We start from the raw sequence: 18,634 nt of genomic DNA on the forward strand, positions 1-18,634 counted from the left end.
TCGACGCCGCGAAGCAGCGCGCCGATGTTGTCGCCGGCCTGGCCCTGGTCCAGCAGCTTGCGGAACATCTCCACGCCCGTCACCGTCGTCTTCGACGTCGGACGGATACCGACGATCTCGACTTCCTCGCCAACCTTGACGATGCCGCGCTCGACGCGGCCGGTCACCACCGTGCCGCGGCCCGAGATCGAGAACACGTCCTCGATCGGCATCAGGAACGGCTGGTCGATCGGACGCTCCGGCGTCGGGATGTAGGCATCCACCGCAGCCATCAGCTCGCGGATCGCGTCTTCGCCGATCTTCTTGTCGCTGTCTTCGAGAGCGGCAAGCGCCGAACCCTTGACGATCGGAATGTCGTCGCCCGGGAACTCGTAGGACGACAGAAGCTCGCGAACTTCCAGCTCGACCAGCTCAAGCAGTTCCTCGTCATCGACCTGGTCGACCTTGTTCAGGAACACCACGATCGCCGGAACGCCGACCTGGCGGGCCAGCAGGATGTGCTCGCGCGTCTGCGGCATCGGGCCGTCGGCAGCCGAAACAACCAGGATCGCGCCGTCCATCTGCGCCGCGCCCGTGATCATGTTCTTCACGTAGTCGGCGTGGCCCGGGCAGTCCACGTGGGCATAGTGACGGCTCTCCGTCTCGTACTCCACGTGCGCCGTCGAGATCGTGATGCCGCGCGCCTTTTCTTCCGGCGCAGCGTCGATCTGGTCATAGGCCTTGAAGTCGCCGAAATACTTCGTGATCGCAGCCGTCAGAGACGTCTTGCCGTGGTCGACGTGACCGATCGTGCCAATGTTCACATGCGGCTTGTTGCGCTCGAATTTACCCTTCGCCATTGGGCTTCTCCATTCCTTGCGGTCCGCCAGGGGACCTTTCAAATTGCTGTTTCAGTGAAGCACGCCGGTCAGGCGTACTTCTTCTGGATTTCCTGTGCCACCGCGGTCGGGACCGGCTCGTAGTGGTCGAAGAGCATCGTGTACTGGGCACGGCCCTGGGACATCGAGCGCAGGCTGTCGACGTACTTGAACATGTTGGCCAGCGGCACGAAGGCGTTGACGACCGTGGCAATGCCGCGGGCTTCGGTGCCCTGGATCTGGCCGCGCCGCGAGTTCAGGTCGCCGATGACGTCGCCGACGTAGTCTTCCGGCGTCACGACCTCGACCTTCATGATCGGCTCGAGAAGCTGGGCACCCGCCTTCTGCGCACCTTCACGGAAGGCAGCGCGCGAGGCGATTTCGAACGCCAGGACCGAAGAGTCGACGTCGTGGAAGGCACCGTCGATCAGCGTGGCCTTCACGCCGAGCATCGGGAAGCCGGCCACCGGACCGGAGGACAGGACGCTCTCGATGCCCTTCTGGACACCCGGGATGTATTCCTTCGGCACCGAACCGCCGACGATCTTGGATTCGAACACGAAATCCTCGCCATCCGGGTTGGGCTGGAAGATGATCTTGACGCGGGCGAACTGGCCCGAACCACCCGACTGCTTCTTGTGGGTGTAGTCGATCTCGGCTTCGCGGGTGATCGTCTCGCGGTAGGCGACCTGCGGGGCACCGACGTTGGCTTCCACCTTGAACTCGCGACGCAGGCGGTCGACGATGATGTCCAGGTGCAGCTCGCCCATGCCGGCGATGATCGTCTGGCCGGATTCCTCGTCCGACTTGACGCGGAAGGACGGATCCTCGGCCGCCAGGCGGTTGAGCGCGAGGCCCATCTTCTCCTGGTCGCCCTTGGTCTTCGGCTCGATCGCGATCTGGATGACCGGATCCGGGAATTCCATGCGCTCCAGGATGACCGGCTTCAGCGGATCGCAGAGCGTGTCGCCCGTCGTCGTATCCTTCAGGCCGGCCAGGGCGACGATGTCGCCGGCATAGGCCTCTTCGATGTCCTCACGCGAGTTGGAGTGCATCTGCAGCATGCGGCCGATGCGCTCGCGCTTGTCCTTGACCGTGTTGGCGAGCGAAACGCCCTTGGTCAGGACGCCCGAGTAGATGCGGGCGAAGGTCAGCGAACCGACGAACGGGTCGTTCATGATCTTGAAGGCCAGCATCGACAGCGGCTCTTCGTCCGCCGACTTGCGGGTGATCTCGCCCTCGGTCTTCGGGTCGATGCCGCGGATGGCCGGAACTTCGACCGGCGACGGCAGGAAGTCCGTCACGGCGTCGAGAAGCGGCTGCACGCCCTTGTTCTTGAAGGCCGAGCCGCACATCATCGGGAAGAACTGGACGGCGATCGTGCCCTGGCGGATCAGCTTGCGGATCTCGTCATTGCCAGGCATTTCGCCTTCCAGGTAACGCTCCATCGCGCCTTCGTCGATCTCGACCACGGTCTCGATCATCTTCTCGCGCCATTCCTCGGCCTGGTCCTGCAGGTCGGCCGGGATTTCAACGATGTCCCAGGCAGCACCGAGGGTCTCGTCGCGCCAGACATAGGCCTTCATCTCGATCAGGTCGACAACGCCCTTGTGCTCGTTCTCGGCACCGATCGGCAGCTGGATGACGACCGGGGTCGCACCGAGGCGCGAACCAACCATCTCGACGCAGCGGAAGAAGTCGGCGCCGATCTTGTCCATCTTGTTGGCGAAGATCATGCGCGGCACTTTGTACTTGTCGGCCTGGCGCCACACCGTCTCGGTCTGCGGCTCGACACCGGCGTTGGCGTCCAGCAGGGCAACCGCACCGTCGAGCACGCGCAGCGAACGCTCCACCTCGATGGTGAAGTCGACGTGCCCGGGCGTGTCGATGATGTTGTAGCGGCGGCGCTTCTTGTCACGGCCTTCCCAGAAGGTCGTCGTCGCGGCGGACGTGATCGTGATGCCGCGCTCCTGCTCCTGCTCCATCCAGTCCATCGTCGCGGCGCCGTCGTGGACTTCGCCGATCTTGTGGGACTTGCCGGTGTAGAACAGGATGCGTTCGGTCATCGTCGTCTTGCCGGCGTCGATATGCGCCATGATGCCGAAATTGCGGTAGTCTTCGATCTTGTAATCGCGGGCCATGGGAGGTTGCCTTCCTGGATTCGCTCTTTGAATTACCAGCGGTAGTGCGAGAACGCGCGGTTGGCTTCGGCCATCCGGTGCGTGTCTTCGCGCTTCTTCACGGCCGTGCCGCGGTTGTTGGCCGCATCGAGCAGCTCGCCGGACAGGCGGTCGACCATCGTGGTCTCGTTGCGCGAGCGGGCCGCGGTGATGAGCCAGCGAATGGCCAGGGCCTGGCGGCGCTCCGGACGGACGTCGACCGGCACCTGATAGGTCGCACCGCCGACGCGGCGCGAACGCACTTCCACGTGCGGCGCGACATTGTCGAGCGCCTGGTGGAACAGGGCCAGCGGGTCCTGCTTGGCCTTCGCCTCGACCTGGTCAAGGGCGCCGTAGACGATGCGCTCGGCAACCGACTTCTTGCCGTCGAGCATGACGGCGTTCATGAACTTCGTGATGACCAGGTCCGAGAACTTCGGATCCGGGTTGATCTCACGCTTTTCGGCACTGTGACGTCGGGACATGGGGTCTTCCTGTCTCTCACTTCTGCGGCCAGACGCTGGAAAGCGCCCGAGGGCCGGATAACCTTACTTCGGACGCTTCGCGCCGTACTTGGAACGGCGCTGCTTGCGGTCCTTCACGCCCTGCGTGTCGAGCACGCCGCGGATGATGTGGTAACGCACGCCCGGAAGGTCCTTCACGCGGCCGCCGCGGATCATGACCACGGAGTGCTCCTGAAGGTTATGCCCCTCGCCGGGGATGTAGCCGATGACCTCGAAGCCATTGGTGAGACGGATCTTCGCCACCTTGCGGAGGGCCGAGTTCGGCTTCTTCGGCGTGGTGGTGTAGACGCGCGTGCACACGCCCCGCTTCTGCGGGTTGGCCTGCATCGCCGGCACTTTGTTGCGCTTGACCGGCGCAATGCGCGGCTTGCGGATCAGCTGGTTGACGGTAGGCATTCAAACCTTCCTCTTCGCTCAATAATTCCGTGTCCAGGCCCGTCAGGGCGGATTTCAGCGCCGCAATCATGCGCAAAACGGGCAACAAACCACCCTCTCGGTGGTCCAGCCCGCATACAAAGCAGAGGAAACGGGAACCCGTCTCATGCCCCAATGATGTGCGTCGCTCGTAAAACGAACCCTGTTTGAGGCGAAACTCCAAGGCTTGGCGCCTCGGAAAACCGGCCTCACATCGGCTCAGACGGGCGGGTACTACTCGCTATCCCCCGGTCCGTCAAGCCTGATGCGCCATATTTCTTGCCCCCTCGCCCGGCACAATCGTCCCACGAAACATAATTGCGCAAGGAATGCATTCCCGGTGGTTATGTTGCGGACGTCCGGCCTGGCCGCGCGCGGGTTCTTCCCTTTGCCACCCTTCCCAACTAGCTTGGCAGGGAATCGCCCCCGCAGGCCGGGTGGCAAACCGTACCCGCACAAGGGAAGGCGTCATGGACGACTCAGCTGATTCACCCGTCATGATCATCGTCGGCAGGGTATGGCGCGAACAGGGCGAGGATCCGCTCGCCGTACACGTGCTCCTGGTGGCACCGGATGACGACAGCGCCGTCCGCCGCGCGCTGGAAGCGCTTGCCGAGGAAGGATACGCCGAGGCGGAGTTCGACCAGATCGGCGAGCTCGAAGGGCAGCCCGACGAGGAACCCCACGCCTCTGCATGGCAAGGCGCCCTGGAAGGCGAAGTGGCGATCGTCACCTTCGCCGAGAGCAACTAGAGCAATTCCAGCGAAAGTGGAGACCGGTTTCGCGCCCGGAATTGCGAAAGGGAAAAGCAATTCCAGCGAAAGTGGAGACCGGTTTCGCGCCCGGAATTGCGAAAGGGAAAAGCAATTCCAGCGAAAGTGGAGACCGGTTTCGCGTCCGGAATAGCGACCAGAGAAAGCAATTCCAGCGAAAGTGGATGCCGGTTTCTCCTCCGGAATTGCACGAGAAAAGCGCGACAGGGCGTTGGCGCGACTCGCAGAAAGCCGAAATGCCATCGAGCCAGTCAGGTGGACGGACCGGCGGCCGGGCCACGTTCCGGTCTCCCATGACAGGATGGCAGCGGCAGGCGAATAAAAAGGGCCGTCCGGTGGGGCAAGATACCGAACGGCCCGTCAAAGTGGCGGCTTAGGAGGTCTGAAACCCGATCGACTGCCGCTGCGGAAAGACAAGCACAGCCCTCCGCGTCCCGTCTGTGATGGAGTTCACACAAGACGGTGCAATCGCCCGGACGGAACACGACGGAGCCAAATGGAAAAGGGCCGCGGCAGTCCCCTGCCACGGCCCTTTTCGGTATTTTCGATCCGGTCGGGTTATTCGCCCGCCGTCTCCGTCATGTTGGAGATCATCGGCGAAGCCTCTTCCGCGCCAGTCGCCTTGCGGCGCTCGTCGAGGATGAGGTCGTCGCGCGACGTCGCGATGCGGCGGATCTGGTTCATCGCGCCGCCCGTGCCGGCCGGCACCAGGCGACCGACGATGACGTTTTCCTTGAGGCCCTGCAGCGTATCCACCTTGCCGGCAACAGCCGCTTCGGTGAGCACGCGGGTGGTCTCCTGGAACGACGCCGCCGAGATGAACGACGGGGTCTGCAGCGAGGCCTTGGTGATGCCGAGCAGAACCGGCTCGCCCTTGGCGGGCTGCTTGCCCTCTTCTTCCAGACGCTCGTTGATCTCGTCGAACTCGATCACGTCGACGTGGTCGCCGGGGATGTAGACCGAGTCGCCCTGCTCCGTGATCTCGATCTTCTGCAGCATCTGGCGAACGATCACCTCGATGTGCTTGTCGTTGATCAACACGCCCTGCAACCGGTAGACTTCCTGGATCTCGTTGACGAGGTAGGAAGCCAGTGCTTCCACGCCCTTGATCGCCAGGATGTCATGTGGCGCCGGGTTGCCGTCAAGCAGGTAGTCGCCCTTCTCGATGGTGTCGCCGTCCTGCAGATGGAACGGCTTGCCCTTCGGGATCAGGTATTCCACCGGCTCGAGACCTTCCTCGAAGGGCTCGATGACGATGCGGCGCTTGTTCTTGTAGTCGCGGCCGAACCGCACCGTGCCGGAGACTTCGGCAATGACGGCGTGGTCCTTCGGACGACGGGCCTCGAACAGTTCCGCAACGCGCGGCAGACCACCGGTGATGTCCTTCGTCTTGGCGCTTTCCATCGGGATACGGGCCAGCACGTCGCCGGGACGGACCGTGGAACCAGGTTCCACGGAGAGAACCGTCGACACCGACATCAGGTAGCGAGCCTCGCCGCCACGGGCCAGCTTCGCGATCTTGCCGTCCTTGCCTTCCACCGCGATGGCCGGCTTCAGATCCGTGCCGCGCGGCGTCGAGCGCCAGTCGGTGACCTCACGCTTGGTGATGCCCGTGGTTTCTTCCGTGGCCTCCTGCATGGAGACGCCGTCGATCAGGTCCTCGAACGCCACGCGGCCCTCGACTTCCGTCATGATCGGACGGGTATACGGATCCCATTCGGCGATACGCTGGCCGCGCTTGACCTTGTCGCCATCGTCGATGAACAGGCGGGCACCGTAGGTGACGCGGTGCGACGCGCGTTCCTTGCCACCCTCGTCCTTGATCGCCACCGCCATGTTGCGGCCCATGACCACGAGGTTGCCCTCGGAGTTGCGGACCACGTTGCGGTTCTTGATCTCCACCGTGCCCTCGTAGGAGGCCTCGATGAAGGACGAGTCGACCACCTGCGCCGTACCGCCCATGTGGAAGGTACGCATCGTCAGCTGGGTACCCGGCTCGCCGATCGACTGCGCCGCGATGACACCCACCGCCTCGCCCATGTTCACGGGCGTGCCGCGTGCCAGGTCGCGTCCGTAGCAGACCGAGCAGACGCCGGTCTTGACGTCGCAGGTCAGCGCCGAACGGATCCGGATCGACTGGATGCCGGCCTTCTCGATGGCATCGACATCGCGTTCGTCCAGCAGCGTGCCGGCCTTGGCGATCAGCTCACCCGAAACCGGGTGGTTGATGTCGTCGAGCGCCGTGCGGCCGAGGATGCGCTGGCCGAGCGAGGCAACCACCTGGCCGGCGTCCACGATCGGTTGCATGGTTAGGCCGCGATCGGTGCCGCAATCGACGGCATTGACGATGCAGTCCTGCGCCACGTCGACAAGACGGCGGGTCAGGTAGCCGGAGTTGGCGGTCTTCAGCGCCGTGTCGGCCAGGCCCTTGCGGGCGCCGTGCGTGGAGTTGAAGTACTCCAGAACCGTCAGGCCTTCCTTGAAGTTCGAGATGATCGGCGTTTCGATGATCTCGCCCGACGGCTTGGCCATCAGGCCGCGCATGCCGGCCAGCTGACGCATCTGGGTCGGCGAGCCACGGGCGCCGGAGTGCGACATCATGTAGACCGAGTTCATCGGCTTCTGGCGGCCGTTGTCGTCGAACTCGACCGCCTTGATGCGGGCCATCATCTCGTCGGCGACCTTTTCCGAGCACTTGGCCCAGGCGTCGACGACCTTGTTGTACTTCTCGCCCTGGGTGATCAGGCCGTCGTTGTACTGCTGCTCGTATTCCTTGGCCAGCTTGTCGGTGTCGGCCACCAGCTTAGCCTTGCTGTCCGGGATCACCATGTCGTCCTTGCCGAACGAGATGCCGGCATTGCACGCATTGACGAAACCGAGCGACATGATGCGGTCGCAGAAGATCACCGTCTCCTTCTGTCCGCAATGGCGATAGACCGTGTCGATCATCTTGGAGATGTTCTTCTTGGTCATTTCCTGGTTGCAGATGTCGAAGGGAACGTTGACGTTCTTCGGCAGCAGTTCACCGATCAGCATGCGTCCGGGCGTCGTCTCGTAGATATTGGAGACGACATTGCCTTCTGCGTCCACGGAGCGGAACCGGCCCTTGATCTTGGCATGCAGCGTCACGGCGCCGGAATCGAGCGCGTGGTGCAACTCGCCCAGATCGGCGAAAGCCATGCCCTCGCCCGGCTCGTTCTGGTTCATGATCGACAGGTAGTAGAGACCGAGAACCATGTCCTGGGACGGCACGATGATCGGCGCGCCGTTGGCCGGGTGCAGGATGTTGTTCGTCGACATCATCAGCACGCGGGCTTCCAGCTGAGCTTCCAGCGACAGCGGGACGTGGACGGCCATCTGGTCGCCGTCGAAGTCGGCGTTGAAGGCCGTGCAGACCAGCGGGTGAAGCTGGATCGCCTTGCCCTCGATCAGGGTGGGTTCGAAGGCCTGGATGCCGAGGCGGTGCAGCGTCGGCGCGCGGTTCAACAGGACCGGGTGCTCGCGGATGACCTCGTCCAGGATATCCCAGACTTCCGGCTTTTCCTTCTCGACCAGCTTCTTGGCCTGCTTCACCGTGGACGAGTAGCCCTTGGCGTCGAGGCGCGCGTAGATGAACGGCTTGAACAGCTCCAGCGCCATCTTCTTCGGCAGGCCGCACTGGTGCAGCTTGAGTTCCGGACCGGTCACGATGACCGAGCGGCCGGAATAGTCGACGCGCTTGCCGAGCAGGTTCTGGCGGAAGCGGCCCTGCTTGCCCTTCAGCATGTCGGACAGCGACTTCAGCGGGCGCTTGTTGGCACCCGTGATGACGCGGCCGCGGCGGCCGTTGTCGAACAGGGCGTCGACGGCCTCCTGGAGCATGCGCTTCTCGTTGCGGATGATGATGCCCGGCGCGCGCAGCTCGATCAGCCGCTTCAGGCGGTTGTTGCGGTTGATGACGCGGCGGTACAGGTCGTTCAGGTCCGACGTCGCGAAACGGCCGCCGTCCAGCGGGACCAGCGGGCGCAGGTCCGGCGGGATCACCGGGACGATCTTCATGATCATCCATTCCGGCTTGTTGCCGGATTCCATGAAGTTCTCGACCACCTTCAGGCGCTTCAGCAGCTTCTTCTGCTTCAGCTCCGACGTGGTCTCGGCCAGCTCGTCACGCAGCTGGACCGCGATGCGCGGCAGGTCGAGCGACGACAGCAGCTCGTGGATGGCTTCCGCGCCGATCATGGCGGTGAAGCTGTCCTCGCCGAATTCGTCGACGGCCAGCATGTATTCCTCTTCCGAGAGAAGCTGGTGCTCCTTCAGCGAGGTCAGGCCCGGCTCGGTGACGATGTAGTTCTCGAAGTAGAGAACGCGCTCGATATCCTTCAGCGTCATGTCGAGCAGCGTTCCGATGCGGCTCGGCAGCGACTTCAGGAACCAGATATGCGCGACCGGTGCGGCCAGCTCGATGTGGCCCATGCGCTCGCGGCGCACCCGCGACAGCGTGACTTCGACGCCGCACTTCTCGCAGATGATGCCCTTGTACTTCATGCGCTTGTACTTGCCGCACAGGCACTCGTAATCCTTGATCGGGCCGAAGATGCGCGCGCAGAACAGACCGTCACGTTCCGGCTTGAACGTGCGGTAGTTGATCGTCTCCGGCTTCTTGATCTCGCCGAAAGACCAGGACAGAATCTTCTCAGGGCTGGCCAGCGAAATCCGGATGGAATCGAAGTTCTGGGCCGGAGCCTGAGGGTTGAAAAGATTCATGACCTCTTGGTTCATGCCGTTCTCCTTGGCGGGGTCCGGGGCGACCCCCTTGAAATGATCCGGCGGAAAGGGGCGTCCTGCCCGTCTGTTCCGCTCTTCCTGCAAAACCGCCCGGCCGCCCGGAGGGTTCCGCGATGGACCGGCGCGCCGCGCGTATCGTCACGCGGCGCGCCTTGGCTTGACGCATCTATTCTGCCGCGTCGGGCAACTGGTCCGGTGCTTCCGCATCGTCGGCCCGCGCCGCTGCGAGCTCGACGTTGAGGCCCAGCGAGCGCATTTCCTTGACGAGAACGTTGAAGCTCTCCGGAATGCCTGCCTCGAACGTGTCGTCGCCGCGCACGATGGCCTCGTAGACCTTGGTACGCCCGGCCACGTCGTCCGACTTTACGGTCAGCATTTCCTGCAGCGTGTAGGCGGCACCGTAGGCTTCCAGGGCCCAGACCTCCATCTCGCCGAAGCGCTGGCCGCCGAACTGCGCCTTGCCGCCCAGCGGCTGCTGGGTGACGAGCGAGTACGGACCGATCGAACGGGCGTGGATCTTGTCGTCGACCAGGTGGTGCAGCTTCAGCATGTAGATGTAGCCCACCGTGACCTGGCGGTCGAACTCCTCGCCCGTGCGCCCGTCGTACAGCGTCGACTGGCCGGTCGTCTTCAGGCCCGCCTTGGCGAGCATGTCGTTGATGTCGGCCTCGACGGCACCGTCGAACACCGGCGTGGCGATCGATACGCCGCGGGTCAGCTGCGAACCGAGACGGATGACCGACTCGTCATCGTAGTCGCGGACCGGTTCGTTGCGGTCGTTGTCCGGGATGACGTCCTCGATCGTCGCCCTGAGCGGCTTGATGTCGCCGTTCTCGTTGTAGGCCTCGATCATCTCGCCGATCTTCCGGCCCATGCCCGCGCAGGCCCATCCCAGGTGCGTTTCCAGGATCTGCCCGACGTTCATGCGGCTCGGCACGCCCAGCGGGTTGAGCACGATGTCGACATGCGTGCCGTCTTCCAGGAACGGCATGTCTTCCACCGGCACGATCCGCGACACGACACCCTTGTTGCCATGACGGCCGGCCATCTTGTCGCCCGGCTGGATCTTGCGCTTCACGGCGACGAAGACCTTGACCATCTTCATCACGCCGGGCGGCATCTCGTCGCCGCGCTGCACCTTCTCCACCTTGTCCATGAAGCGCTGCTCGAGCATCTTCTTGGACTCGTCGTACTGGGTGCGAAGGGCTTCCAGGGCATTCTGGAGCCCCTCGTCCTCGACGGCGAACTGCCACCACTGCGAGCGCGGATACTCGTCCAGGACCGACTGGTCGAGCGTCCCGCCCTTCTTGAAGCCCTTCGGGCCCGCGATGGCTTCCTTGCCGGCCAGCATCTCTGCCAGGCGGGCATAGGTGTTGCGGTCGAGAATGGCCTGCTCGTCGTCGCGGTCCTTGGCCAGGCGCTCGATCTCCTCGCGCTCGATGGCCATGGCGCGCTCGTCCTTCTCGACGCCGTGGCGGTTGAAGACGCGCACTTCCACGATCGTGCCGAACGTGCCGGGCGGCATGCGCATGGAGGTGTCGCGCACGTCCGAGGCCTTTTCGCCGAAGATGGCACGCAGAAGCTTTTCCTCCGGCGTCATCGGGCTCTCGCCCTTCGGCGTGATCTTGCCGACCAGGATGTCGCCCGGGCCGACTTCCGCACCGATATAGGTGATGCCGGCCTCGTCGAGGTTCTTCAGCGCTTCTTCCGAGACGTTCGGAATGTCACGCGTGATTTCTTCCGGTCCGAGCTTGGTGTCGCGGGCCATGACCTCGAACTCCTCGATGTGGATCGAGGTGAAGACGTCATCGCGCACGATGCGTTCGGACAGGAGGATCGAATCCTCGTAGTTGTAGCCGTTCCACGGCATGAACGCGACGAGCACGTTGCGGCCGAGCGCCAGGTCGCCGAGATCCGTCGACGGACCATCGGCGATGATGTCGCCCTTCTCGATCCGGTCGCCCACGCGCACCAGCGGACGCTGGTTGATGCAGGTGTTCTGGTTGGAACGCTGGAACTTCATCAGCCGGTAGATGTCCACGCCGGATTCGCCCGGATCGACATCTTCCGTCGCGCGAATGACGATACGCGTCGCATCGACCTGGTCGACGACACCCGTCCGGCGCGCCGCGATGGCGGCACCCGAATCGCGTGCGACGATCGGCTCCATGCCGGTGCCGACGAACGGCGCCTCGGCGCGCACCAGCGGCACGGCCTGACGCTGCATGTTCGACCCCATCAGCGCGCGGTTGGCGTCGTCGTTCTCCAGGAACGGGATCAGCGCCGCGGCGACCGAAACGAGCTGCTTCGGCGACACGTCCATGAGGTCGACCAGTTCACGCGGCGCCATCATCACTTCGCCGGCATGGCGGCAAACGACGAATTCCTCGACGAAACGGCCATCGTCATCGATCTGCGCGTTCGCCTGGGCGACGTAGTGCTTGGCCTCTTCCATGGCGGAGAGGTAATGCACGTCGAGCGTCACCTTGCCGTCCACGACCTTGCGGTACGGGCTTTCGATGAAGCCGTACTTGTTGACGCGGGCGAAGGTGGCCAGCGAGTTGATCAGGCCGATGTTCGGACCTTCCGGCGTTTCGATCGGGCAGATGCGGCCATAGTGCGTCGGGTGCACGTCGCGCACCTCGAAGCCGGCGCGCTCGCGCGTCAGGCCGCCCGGTCCAAGGGCCGACAGGCGGCGCTTGTGGGTGATCTCGGACAGCGGGTTGGTCTGGTCCATGAACTGCGACAGCTGCGACGAGCCGAAGAACTCGCGCACGGCGGCTGCCGCCGGCTTGGCGTTGATCAGGTCCTGCGGCATCACCGTGTCGATCTCGATGGAGCTCATCCGCTCCTTGATCGCACGTTCCATGCGCAGCAGGCCGACGCGGTACTGGTTCTCCATCAGCTCGCCGACAGAACGCACCCGGCGGTTGCCGAGGTTGTCGATGTCGTCGATCTCGCCGCGGCCGTCACGCAGCTCGACGAGCGTGCGCACGATGGCGATGATGTCGTCCTTGCGCAGCACGCGCACCGTGTCCTCGGCATCGAGGCCAAGACGCATGTTCATCTTGACGCGGCCGACGGCCGACAGGTCGTAGCGCTCGGCGTCGAAGAACAGCGAGTTGAACATCGCTTCGGCCGTCTCGATCGTCGGCGGTTCGCCCGGGCGCATCACCCGGTAGATGTCGAACAGCGCGTCCTGGCGGCTCTCGTTCTTGTCGACGGAAAGCGAGTTGCGGATGTAGGCGCCGACATTGACATGGTCGATGTCGAGCACGTCGATCTCGTCGATGCCGGCCTCGGTCAGCACCTTCAGCGCCTTCTCGTCGAGTTCGTCGCCGGCCTCGAGGTAGATCTCGCCCGTCGCCGGGTTGACGATGTCCTCGGCCAGGTAGGAGCCGAACAGGTCATCCTCGGTCGCCTTGACCGCCTTCAGACCCTTTTCGGCAAGCTGCTTGGCCTGGCGGGCGGTGATCTTCTTGCCGGCCTCGACGACCACTTCGCCGGTGTCGGCGTCGACGACGTCGGTGACGGCCTTCAGGCCCTTGTAGCGCTCGACCGAATAGGGAATGCGCCAGTTGTCGCCATCGCGCACGAAGGTCAGGCGGTCATAGAACGTGTCGAGGATTTCCTCGCCGTCCATGCCCAGCGCCATCAGCAGCGAGGAAACGGGGATCTTGCGGCGGCGGTCGATGCGCGCATGCACGATGTCCTTGGCGTCGAACTCGATGTCGAGCCAGGAACCGCGATAGGGGATCACGCGGGCAGCGAACAGCAGCTTGCCGGAAGAATGGGACTTGCCCTTGTCATGGTCGAAGAACACGCCCGGCGAACGGTGCATCTGGGAGACGATGACGCGCTCGGTGCCGTTGACGATGAAGGTGCCGTTGGACGTCATGAGCGGCATGTCGCCCATGTAGACGTCCTGCTCCTTGATGTCCTTGATCGACTTGGCCTGGGTGTCCTCGTCGATATCGAACACGATCAGGCGCAGCGTCACCTTCAGCGGCGCGGCAAACGTCAGGTCGCGCTGGCGGCACTCGTCCACGTCGAACTTCGGCTGCTCGAATTCGTACTTCACGAATTCCAGCATCGATGCACCGGAGAAATCGGTGATCGGGAAGACGGACTTGAAGACCGCCTGCAGCCCCTCGTCCGGACGACCGCCCTCGGGCTCGTCGACCATCAGGAACTGGTCATAGGATGCTTTCTGAACCTCGATCAGGTTCGGCATCTCCGCAACTTCCGGAATGTTTCCGAAGAACTTGCGTACGCGCCTGCGACCGTTGAAAGTCTGGGTCTGGGCCATCGTCGCTCCTCGTCTCGCACTGGCCAATCTGGCCGAATTCTTCCGCTCCTGGCAGAACGGAATCCCTCAAACGGTGAAAACCCGTCTCCTGAACGCCCGGACCGGGCCTTCAGGAAAAGGGTTTTGGCAGCTTGCTGCCGTTTCGCCACATGTCCCGCTCGCCGGAGGCGGGACCGGCGGGCAGGTTTCCCTGCCCGCCAGACACCTGGAAAACCAGGTGATTACTTGATCTCGACCTTGGCGCCGGCGTCCTCGAGCTTCTTCTTGAGGTCTTCGGCTTCGCCCTTGGAGATACCTTCCTTGACGGCCTTCGGAGCGGCCTCGACGAGGTCCTTGGCTTCCTTGAGGCCCAGGCCGGTGATGCCGCGGACTTCCTTGATGACGTTGATCTTGTTGGCGCCGGCTTCGGCGAGGATCACGTCAAACTCGGTCTTCTCTTCAGCGGCTTCGGCAGCGGCGCCGGCACCGCCAGCGGCGGCAACGGCCACCGGAGCAGCGGCGGAAACGCCCCACTTCTCTTCGAGCATCTTGGACAGCTCGGCAGCTTCCATGACGGTCAGGGCCGACAGGTCTTCAACAATCTTGGCAAGATCAGCCATTTTCACATTCCTTCACAAAGGTTCGAACGTTGGTTTCGTGCTGAGAACGGCCTCACGCCGCTTCGTCCTTCCGGGCATAGGCGCCGAACACCCGGGCCAGCTGGCCAGCAGGTGCCTGGGTGACGCCGGCAATGCGGGTGGCCGGGGTGGTGATCATCGCAATGATCTTCGCCCTGAGCTCGTCCAGCGACGGCATGGAAGCCAGCGACTTCATGCCTTCCTGGTCGAGAATGGTTGCACCCATCGCGCCGCCGAGAATGACCAGCTTGTCATTTCCCTTGGCGAAATCGGCGGCAACCTTCGGCGCCGCAATCGGATCATCCGAAAAGGCAATCAGCGTCTGACCCTTGAAAAGGTCCGACATGCCCTCGGAATCCGTGCCCTGAAGAGCGATCTTGGCGAGGCGGTTCTTCGCGACTTTGACGGTGCCTCCCGCATTGCGCATCTTGGAACGAAGATCGTTCATCTGCGCAACCGTGAGGCCGGCATAGTGGGCCACGACCACTGAACCGGTGCTCTTGAACACCTCATTCAGGCCCGCGACGAATTCGCGTTTTTCCGCTCTTTCCACAGCCTCTCTCCAGTTGACCGGCAGGCATGATTGCCATGCCGGCTGTTGGCGATTACCGTCCATGACACGACGGGTGATCCCCGCCTTGCCGCGAACGGCGTCTCAAGGATCCTGCCCCCTCTGCCCGGCACCATGCCGACGCAGGAAGGTTTACACGGTTCGAACCTTCAATCGGGGCCAGGCCCCTCTTTCCGGTCTAAACCCCGTCTCATGCAGGCTCGAAATCGAATTAAGGCGAGCCGCCTGCAATCTCGGACAGGATGTCCGGAAGTTTCCTTCCGTATCCGGACCGCGAACGGCCCGGAATTCCAGTATGGCGGCAGGATAGGTCCTGCCGCCGGATATCGTCAGGCCTGGGAAATCGTTCCCAGGTCGATCTTGATGCCGGGGCCCATCGTCGAGGACACCGCGATGCGCTTCAGGTAGTTGCCCTTGGCGCCCGACGGCTTGGCCTTGATCACGGCGTCGGCAAAAGCGCGGACGTTCTCTTCGATCGCCTTGGCGTCGAAGGAAGCCTTGCCCACGCCGCCATGCACGATGCCGGCCTTCTCGACGCGGAATTCCACGGCGCCGCCCTTGGAGGCATCGACAGCCGCCTTGACGTCCATGGTCACCGTGCCGACCTTCGGGTTCGGCATCATGCCACGCGGGCCGAGCACCTTGCCCAGGCGACCGACGAGCGGCATCATGTCCGGGGTCGCGATGCAGCGGTCGAAATTGATCTCGCCCTTCTGCACGGTCTCCACCAGGTCTTCCGCGCCAACAACGTCCGCGCCGGCGGCCTTGGCTTCCTCGGCCTTGTCGCCACGGGCGAACACGGCCACGCGAACCGTACGGCCGGTGCCGTTCGGCAGCGTCACGACGCCACGGACCATCTGGTCGGCATGACGCGGGTCAACGCCCAGGTTCATGGCGACTTCGATCGTCTCGTCGAACTTGGCGGTTGCCCGCTCCTTGACCAGCGAGATCGCCTCGCTGAGCGAATACAGCTTGTCGCGATCGATGCCCTCGCGGGACGCGGCAATGCGCTTTGCAATCTTCTTCGCCATCGGATCAGCCCACCACTTCCAGGCCCATGGAACGGGCAGAGCCCTCCACCATGCGCATTGCTGCCTCGACGTCGTTGGCGTTGAGGTCCTTCATTTTGGCTTCGGCGATCTCGCGCACCTTGTCGCGCGAAACCTGGCCGGCCTTGTCACGGCCCGGCGCCTTGGAGCCGGACTTCAGGTTCGCCGCCTTCTTGAGGAAGTAGCTCACCGGGGGCTGCTTCATCTGGAAGGTGAAGGACTTGTCCTGGAAATAGGTGATGATCACCGGGATCGGCTGACCCTTTTCCAGTTCCTGCGTGGCCGCGTTGAACGCCTTGCAGAATTCCATGATGTTGATGCCGCGCTGACCCAGGGCCGGACCGATCGGGGGCGAAGGATTCGCCGACCCTGCCGGGACCTGGAGCTTCAGCTGACCTGCGACTTTCTTGGCCATTTCAGCTCTGCTTTCCTAGTTGGTGCCTGCCCAGCGGACAGGCGGTTGCAAAGGTGGTGGTCCGGACAGTCCTGGCGGCCGGCTAAGCCGCCTGCCCTTCCACCGGTTCGAACCCGGCGCCGAGAGACGCCACGCTCTGCGGTCAGACCTTTTCGACCTGACCGAATTCCAGATCGACCGGGGTCGCCCGGCCGAAAATCGACACTTCCACTTTCAGGCGCGAACGCTCCTCGTCCACTTCCTGGACGAAACCGTTGAACGACGCGAACGGCCCGTCGGAAACGCGCACCTGCTCGCCGATCTCGAAGGAGACGGACGGCTTCGGCCGGTCGACGCCTTCCTGCACCTGCGTCAGGATCGCCTCGGCTTCCCGGTCCGGAATCGGCACCGGCTTGGAGTCCGTCCCGAGGAACCCGGTGACCTTGGGCGTGTTCTTGATCAGGTGGAACACGTCGTCCGTCAGGTCCGCGCGAACCAGGACATAGCCCGGGAAGAACTTGCGCTCGGCGTCGACCTTGCGGCCACGGCGCACCTCGACGACCTTCTCGGTCGGCACGAGGATCTTCTCGAAACGGTCCCACAGCCCCTTCTGCTTCGCCTTTTCCTCGATGGCTTCGGCGACCTTCTTCTCGAAGTTCGAATAGGCGTGGACGATATACCAGCGCGCGGTCATGCTCGGCGTCTCCCTGAATGCACGTATTACCTGCCGATGCCCAGGATGAGCTCGACGCCAAAGGCCATGATCTGGTCGGCAAGGAAAAAGAAGATGGCCGCAAGGAACGCCATCACGATGACCATGAAGGTCGAGATGGTCGTCTCACGCCGCGAGGGCCACGTGACCTTGGCGGTCTCGCTCCGCACCTGCTGGAAAAACACGAACGGATTCTTGGTCTTTTCCGCCATGGCTAACCCACTTCCCATCCGTGGACGGCCTGCGCCGCCCTTGTCTCTGTTTGCCGGCCGCCCCATTCCGGGACAAGCCCACCGGCGCAAGCCGATGGCCATACGCCGGGATTTCACTCACGCAGACCTGGAATCCGCGACAACCATCCAATCGTTGCCGCCAAGGATCAGCTCACGCCCCTTACCGCCGCCGGCGGGACTGGCCCATGCGTTTTGGGTGCGCAAAGACGACTCGCCGCTTTCACGCACCGCATGCTGAAGGGGGTACATATAGCCATGCCGCCGCGGATGCAAGAGGCACGAAACGCCATTTATGCGTTTTTTATGATCGGGAAATCCGGGGCCGTCCGGCCGTGGCTGGCAGGGGCAGAGGGGCTCGAACCCCCGACCTGCGGTTTTGGAGACCGCCGCTCTACCAACTGAGCTATACCCCTGTATCCGTGGGGCGCTTCTTGCATCAGGAAGCCCCGGATTTCAAGCGTGATTTTCGTCTTTTCCCGCTGCCGGCGAAAAAAACACCGCCGGGCGGCCACTGCCGCGAATCCGTGCCGCGCGTGGCAGCACCGGATGAAAGCGCAGACCGCTAGACGTCGAGCACCTGGTGCACTTCCACCACGTTGCCCTCCGGGTCATGGAAGAAGATCTGGTGCCACGTCCCGGTCGCCACGCCCTTGTAGTCGGCATAGGGCACGCCCTTCTCCTCCAGGTGACGCTTGAACGCCTCGATGTCATCGGTCCGGAACGCGAGGTGACCGCGCTCGACCGGGTTGACCGCCTTGCCGGCCCGGTAACCGAGGCCGAGATCCTTCTCCGCCAGGTGCATCTGCAGCGCGCCATCGCTGAGGAACGCCACGTCGCCTGCATACTCGCGCGTCGCCTCGCGCACCGGCAGATCGTCCTCCTGAGGCCCCAGTCCCATCACGTCGCTGTAGAACCGGCGCAGGCGCTCCACGTCCTCCGAGACGAAATTGATATGATGCAACCACAGTTTCATTCCCGCCCTCCTCCGGCATGCGATGCGCCAAGAGATAGTGGGATTGTTCCGATCCGCCAAGGTCGCGACCCGGTCATCCACCGTTCGCCGCACGCCAGGAAACGAAACAGGCGCCGGACGGGGCCCGGCGCCTGTTCAGTTCGTCAGTGCCAGCCATCGAACGATGGCTGCCGTGAGATCACTCGATGATGGAGGCGACGATGCCGGCGCCAACCGTACGGCCGCCTTCGCGAATGGCGAAGCGCAGCTTTTCTTCCATCGCGATCGGCACGATCAGCGACACGT

Annotated in this window: 16 protein-coding genes and 1 tRNA gene; 2 read left to right on the forward strand and 15 right to left on the reverse strand. The window is 63.5% G+C overall.

Annotated features, from left to right (window positions below; genetic code table 11):
• The 4 genes from tuf to rpsL all read right to left on the reverse strand — a co-directional run.
• Positions 1-839, reverse strand: an 839-nt coding sequence (gene tuf, locus CSC94_RS23080; protein ID WP_099308736.1) for an elongation factor Tu, incomplete at its 3' end; no start/stop codon positions are given.
• A gap of 68 nt (positions 840-907) precedes the next feature.
• The gene (gene fusA, locus CSC94_RS23085; RefSeq protein ID WP_099308737.1) at positions 908-2,998 is read right to left on the reverse strand and encodes an elongation factor G; all 2,091 of its coding nucleotides are present in this window, start codon (positions 2,996-2,998) and stop codon (positions 908-910) included.
• Positions 2,999-3,030: 32 nt separating this feature from the next.
• Positions 3,031-3,501 (reverse strand): 30S ribosomal protein S7, encoded by a 471-nt coding sequence (gene rpsG, locus CSC94_RS23090; protein ID WP_099308738.1) that lies wholly within the window; start codon positions 3,499-3,501, stop codon positions 3,031-3,033.
• A 63-nt stretch (positions 3,502-3,564) separates the two neighbouring features.
• Positions 3,565-3,936: a 30S ribosomal protein S12 gene (gene rpsL, locus CSC94_RS23095; RefSeq protein WP_099308739.1), complete on the reverse strand. Its 372-nt coding sequence runs from the start codon at positions 3,934-3,936 to the stop codon at positions 3,565-3,567.
• A 488-nt stretch (positions 3,937-4,424) separates the two neighbouring features.
• Here rpsL and CSC94_RS23100 point away from each other — a divergent pair, with 488 nt between their 5' ends.
• Positions 4,425-4,706, forward strand: coding sequence for a transcriptional regulator (locus CSC94_RS23100; RefSeq protein ID WP_099308740.1), 282 nt, complete (start codon positions 4,425-4,427; stop codon positions 4,704-4,706).
• Between the two features lie 579 nt (positions 4,707-5,285).
• Here the strand turns inward: CSC94_RS23100 and rpoC are convergent.
• Positions 5,286-9,485, reverse strand: coding sequence for a DNA-directed RNA polymerase subunit beta' (gene rpoC, locus CSC94_RS23110; protein WP_099308741.1), 4,200 nt, complete (start codon positions 9,483-9,485; stop codon positions 5,286-5,288).
• Positions 9,486-9,657: 172 nt separating this feature from the next.
• Positions 9,658-13,800, reverse strand: a complete 4,143-nt coding sequence (gene rpoB / locus CSC94_RS23115; RefSeq protein ID WP_099308742.1) for a DNA-directed RNA polymerase subunit beta — start codon at positions 13,798-13,800, stop codon at positions 9,658-9,660.
• Here rpoB and CSC94_RS24750 point away from each other — a divergent pair.
• Entirely contained in the window at positions 13,742-14,029 is a 288-nt protein-coding gene (locus tag CSC94_RS24750; RefSeq protein WP_165784566.1) for a hypothetical protein, read from the forward strand. The two genes, rpoB and CSC94_RS24750, sit on opposite strands and share 59 nt — an antisense overlap.
• Here CSC94_RS24750 and rplL read toward each other — a convergent pair.
• The 9 genes from rplL to CSC94_RS23160 form a co-directional block, all read right to left on the reverse strand.
• The gene (gene rplL / locus CSC94_RS23120; protein ID WP_099308743.1) at positions 14,022-14,399 is read right to left on the reverse strand and encodes a 50S ribosomal protein L7/L12; all 378 of its coding nucleotides are present in this window, start codon (positions 14,397-14,399) and stop codon (positions 14,022-14,024) included. The genes CSC94_RS24750 and rplL overlap by 8 nt on opposite strands.
• Positions 14,400-14,451: 52 nt before the next feature.
• On the reverse strand, positions 14,452-14,970 hold the full coding sequence (rplJ, locus tag CSC94_RS23125) for a 50S ribosomal protein L10 (protein ID WP_099308744.1): 519 nt from the start codon (positions 14,968-14,970) through the stop codon (positions 14,452-14,454).
• Between the two features lie 347 nt (positions 14,971-15,317).
• Positions 15,318-16,019: a 50S ribosomal protein L1 gene (gene rplA, locus CSC94_RS23130; protein WP_099308745.1), complete on the reverse strand. Its 702-nt coding sequence runs from the start codon at positions 16,017-16,019 to the stop codon at positions 15,318-15,320.
• A 4-nt stretch (positions 16,020-16,023) separates the two neighbouring features.
• Positions 16,024-16,452 carry a 50S ribosomal protein L11 gene (gene rplK / locus CSC94_RS23135; protein WP_099308746.1) on the reverse strand — a complete coding sequence of 143 codons (429 nt, stop codon included), beginning with the start codon at positions 16,450-16,452 and terminating at the stop codon, positions 16,024-16,026.
• A 142-nt stretch (positions 16,453-16,594) separates the two neighbouring features.
• Positions 16,595-17,125, reverse strand: coding sequence for a transcription termination/antitermination protein NusG (gene nusG, locus CSC94_RS23140; RefSeq protein ID WP_099308747.1), 531 nt, complete (start codon positions 17,123-17,125; stop codon positions 16,595-16,597).
• Positions 17,126-17,151: 26 nt separating this feature from the next.
• Positions 17,152-17,355 carry a preprotein translocase subunit SecE gene (gene secE / locus CSC94_RS23145; protein ID WP_099308748.1) on the reverse strand — a complete coding sequence of 68 codons (204 nt, stop codon included), beginning with the start codon at positions 17,353-17,355 and terminating at the stop codon, positions 17,152-17,154.
• Between the two features lie 358 nt (positions 17,356-17,713).
• A tRNA-Trp gene (locus CSC94_RS23150) sits at positions 17,714-17,789 on the reverse strand.
• A 149-nt stretch (positions 17,790-17,938) separates the two neighbouring features.
• On the reverse strand, positions 17,939-18,349 hold the full coding sequence (locus CSC94_RS23155; RefSeq protein WP_099308749.1) for a VOC family protein: 411 nt from the start codon (positions 18,347-18,349) through the stop codon (positions 17,939-17,941).
• Positions 18,350-18,527: 178 nt separating this feature from the next.
• The coding region (locus tag CSC94_RS23160; RefSeq protein WP_133122961.1) for an EF-Tu C-terminal domain-related protein at positions 18,528-18,634 on the reverse strand (107 nt) is incomplete at its 5' end.

The organism is Zhengella mangrovi (genome assembly GCF_002727065.1).
GTDB classification, from domain to species: Bacteria; Pseudomonadota; Alphaproteobacteria; order Rhizobiales; family Rhizobiaceae; genus Zhengella; species Zhengella mangrovi.